This window comes from Cupriavidus sp. R6-3, from assembly GCF_059772245.1.
The window spans coordinates 1-1,882 of the sequence record NZ_JCBAJO010000419.1; the positions used below are offsets into that span (position 1 = coordinate 1).

The window sequence follows — 1,882 nt, forward strand, 5'->3', positions numbered from 1 at the left end:
GTGCCCAGGGCCAGCGCCATCGCGCCGGCCGTCAGGAATCGTTTGAACCAGCTAGTCATCTGAATACCCTCTTGTCGCTTTTGTCGCGCTTGTGGCTTGTATCGCGTGTGTGTTTGCGTCCGGCGTGCCGTTACAGGGCGTCGCCGCCGGTCTCCCCGGTACGGATCCGGATGACCTGCTCGATCGGTGCGACGAAGATCTTGCCGTCGCCGATCTTGCCGGTGCGGGCCGACTTCTCGATCGCCTCGATGGCGCGGTCGACCACGTCGTCGGGCACCGCCACCTCGATCTTGACCTTGGGCAGAAAGTCGACGATGTATTCGGCGCCGCGGTACAGCTCGGTATGGCCCTTCTGCCGGCCGAAGCCCTTGACCTCGGTGACGGTGATGCCGGACACGCCCACGTCCGACAGCGCTTCACGCACTTCGTCGAGCTTGAACGGCTTGATGACGGCGATGATCAGTTTCATCCGTGTTCTCCTGAGAGCGCGGCCCAGTTCCAGCCGGGGCCCGCTCGTGCTGACCGTGAATTAGAAAGTCTTGGTGAGCGTGGCAACCACCGTGGCCTTGCCCATGTAGCGGCCCGAGGTGTTGGTGTAGACGCCGCGCTTGGCATTGGTGTCGACATACGAGACCGCGGCCGAGAAACCGTTGCCCAGGTCCTTGGTCAGGCCGAGCTTCCAGTCGGTGTACGAGGCGTCCGACACGTTCTGCACCTTCTGGTAGCCGACGTGCGCGTTCAGCGTCAGGCCCCAGAACTCGAGCGGCACGTTGGCCGACAGGTCGACGTACCAGCTGTTCTTGCTGTCGTAGAAGCCGAACAGGTTGGTCGGCGCGTACGAATACTTGAGGAACACCGGGCCGTAGCCGATGCCCCCGTACAGCTCGGTGGTGTACGGGCGGGTGAAGTTGGCCGGATAGTCGCCGGGGTAGTAGTACTGCAGCACGCCGACGTCGTAGTTCCACTTGCCGTCGCCGAAGGTGTTCTTGAAGCCGGCGTAGAAGTCCATCTCGATCGGGGCCGACACCTCGTCGTTGCTGTCGTTCAGCCAGCTGATGCTCGAGTTCCAGTTGCCCGCGTAGAAGCCGCTCGCATGGCTGTAGTCGAAGCCGCCCTGGATCGCCGGCCGGCGATTGGTCTGCATGATCCCGCGGTAGCGGTATTCGGAGGCCAGCGTCACGTTCGCCGTGAACGTATGCGGCGAGGCCGCTTCGGCGGTCGCGGGCGCGCTCTGCGCCAGTGCGGTGGTGGCGGAACCGCACAGCGTCAGCGCGCCGATGGCGAGGGCCAGCGTCTTCATGGATTTCTTCTCCTTTTCCTTGGGCTCGGGACTTCTCTGTCAGGGCGGATACTGCAACTGCCATGCCAGGGTCCGGCGTGGCGCGGGCGCGCATGGACTGCCCTGGCGGCACGCTGAACGCCTCGTATGCAAGCCGGTTTCCATCTGCCTTCGAAAAGCCCGCAACACGGGGCTGGGCGCGCCGCGCCGGGTTAAATGCTGTGTCCGGCGGGGCGAAGCCGCTTTTCCCGGCGCGCTTCACGGGCCATAATCCGCCCATGCCACCGGCTGGTGCCGGCCGCCGCCACGGGCGCGCGCTGCACCGATACCGTGCAGATGCGCCCATCCGGCCGCTCCCGCCGCCCCCGATCGATGCACCCCCACGGTGCAGAAGGAGAAACGATGAAACCCACCGATCTCTTCAACGACCTGCAGAGCAAGGTCAGCGAGGTCCTGCGCAATTCGCCCGCCAAGGACATCGAGAAGAACGTCCGCAGCATGATGACCCAGGGCTTTGCCAAGCTCGATCTTGTCACGCGCGAGGAATTCGACGTGCAGTCGCAGGTGCTCGCCCGCACGCGCGCACGGCTCGAGGAGCTGGAG

At 64.8% G+C, this 1,882-nt stretch carries 3 protein-coding genes; 1 reads left to right on the forward strand and 2 read right to left on the reverse strand.

Annotation, left to right across the window (positions count from 1 at the left end; all coding sequences use genetic code 11):
* Window positions 1-130: 130 nt before the first annotated feature.
* Window positions 131-469, reverse strand: a complete 339-nt coding sequence (locus AC6EI8_RS26285; protein ID WP_006159494.1) for a P-II family nitrogen regulator — start codon at window positions 467-469, stop codon at window positions 131-133.
* Between the two features lie 60 nt (window positions 470-529).
* A complete protein-coding gene (locus AC6EI8_RS26290) occupies window positions 530-1,300 on the reverse strand; it encodes a TorF family putative porin (protein ID WP_498383366.1) in 771 nt (256 codons plus the stop codon).
* Between the two features lie 381 nt (window positions 1,301-1,681).
* On the opposite strand from AC6EI8_RS26290, the gene AC6EI8_RS26295 reads away from it, so the two are divergent.
* Window positions 1,682-1,882 (forward strand): accessory factor UbiK family protein (locus AC6EI8_RS26295; RefSeq protein WP_498383367.1); only part of this gene is annotated, 201 nt, incomplete at its 3' end.